Source organism: Desulfovibrio desulfuricans (genome assembly GCF_024460775.1).
In the GTDB taxonomy this organism is placed as follows: Bacteria; Desulfobacterota; Desulfovibrionia; order Desulfovibrionales; family Desulfovibrionaceae; genus Desulfovibrio; species Desulfovibrio desulfuricans_E.
This window is the reverse complement of the sequence record NZ_JANFYZ010000037.1, coordinates 1-776: the sequence shown is the minus strand read 5'-3', so window position 1 is coordinate 776 and position 776 is coordinate 1. Positions and strand designations below refer to the sequence as shown.

1 protein-coding gene is annotated in these 776 nt (G+C 39.0%); it reads left to right on the top strand.

Annotation, left to right across the window (positions count from 1 at the left end):
* Positions 1-593: 593 nt before the first annotated feature.
* Positions 594-776, top strand: a 183-nt coding sequence (locus tag NE637_RS15315) for a hypothetical protein (protein ID WP_256267793.1), incomplete at its 3' end; no start/stop codon positions are given.

The window sequence follows — 776 nt, the reverse complement described above, 5'->3', positions numbered from 1 at the left end:
TATTTCAGTTATTTTCCATTACAGCTGATGTCATTGTATATCAGCGCTGTAAAAATCTATCTGTTACAGAAGGTTTTCGCGGTTTTTATAAACAAAACTTTCGTTACGAAATCGAGCAATCACCCCAGCTGCGTATTTGGAAATTCGGGAAAAAGTAGAGCAACGCGAGTTGCATTTTTTACACCATAATGCATGATTAACTTCGAGAAGGGATTAAGGCTAATTTCACTAGTATGTTTCAAAAACCTCAATCTGTCCATTGAATGCCTTATAAAACAGCTATAGATTGCATAGAAGAGTTAGCTACTCAATGCTTTTTGTCAAAGCTTACTGATGATGATGTGTCTACTTTCAGGCGGGTCTGTAGTAAGGAGAATGACATTATAAAGCTGGCACTTAGAATTCCACGGACTATAGACTATACTAGTATACTCCGTCTACTGTACGATACACTTCCGCTCAGGTCCTTGTCCTTTAACGAGGCCTTACCACTCTTTTGTTACTCTATTGATCCAGCTCAGCAAAGGCAGTGTGATCTAAGATTCTATCTTCGCGATGTAGTAAAACTAGCTAGACCGAGAAAGAGACTAGAAATGCAAAAGGCACTTCTACAATGGCTGCCATCATTATTATCCGATGTGACGCTGCAGCTTCTCAATGATATTCGAATACGCTTTGAGGAGATACAGCCTAATATCCGACAAACTGTTTTACAGATTTACGATCGTACTTGTTACCCATCATTGAATTTTGAACATCCGAACCTGGGAGTTTTC